Source organism: Streptomyces gottesmaniae (assembly GCF_031845845.1).
Lineage (GTDB): Bacteria > Actinomycetota > Actinomycetes > Streptomycetales > Streptomycetaceae > Streptomyces > Streptomyces akebiae.
In genome coordinates this window covers 1-359 of record NZ_JAVRFJ010000184.1, presented here as the reverse complement: position 1 = coordinate 359, position 359 = coordinate 1, and the positions used below count along the sequence as shown (strand labels likewise).

The window sequence follows — 359 nt, the reverse complement described above, 5'->3', positions numbered from 1 at the left end:
ACCGCGCCGGCATGCAGACCTCGAAGACCATCGTGGCCGTCAACAAGGACGCCGAGGCCCCGATCTTCGACCTCGTCGACTACGGCGTGGTCGGCGACCTCTTCGACGTCGTCCCGCAGCTCACCGACGAGATCAAGGCCCGCAAGGGCTGAGAGGTGAGCGCGCCCAACTCTGTACACAGGCTCTCGGGCGCGAGAGTGTCCGTTCGGAACCGCTGAGAAGGTGATCCCCCATGCAACTCGCCGCGATCATCGTGTCGTTGGTCCTGACCGTGGTCGGCGTTGCGCTCATCGCCCGAGCCGTGGCGCAGATCTACCGGTTCGTGAAGCTCGGTCAACCGGTGCCGGCGGGCAGCCGCA

At 66.3% G+C, this 359-nt stretch carries 1 pseudogene; it reads left to right on the top strand.

The annotated features are described in order from the left end of the window. Positions 1–152 (top strand): annotated as a pseudogene (locus tag RM704_RS44980) (electron transfer flavoprotein subunit alpha/FixB family protein); the annotation flags it as partial. Between the last annotated feature and the right edge of the window lie 207 nt (positions 153–359).